Consider the following 244-nt stretch of genomic DNA (forward strand, 5'->3'; position numbering starts at 1 on the left):
GTTCAGCGTCACCACCATGAGGGGTGAATTCCACTTTTTTGACAGCCAGTACTTTACCTACACCTTCCAGACCAGTCACACCATTGGCCTTGAACAGGGCAGCAACACCCATGGTCAGGTTTTTAACAATCTTGTCCTTGCGTGCCAACATGGTTGCAATGTCAACAGACACTTCACCGGTGCTGATACCGTGCAGGTCAAAATCGTGTTTGGCTTCTTCATACTTGTGCGAAGTGTCCAGCAG

The 244-nt window shown here is 49.2% G+C and carries 1 pseudogene; it reads right to left on the reverse strand.

Annotation, left to right across the window (positions count from 1 at the left end):
- Positions 1 to 244, reverse strand: a pseudogene (locus tag Q4563_RS21910) (dihydrolipoyl dehydrogenase); the annotation flags it as partial.

Source organism: Gilvimarinus sp. 1_MG-2023, assembly GCF_030548285.1.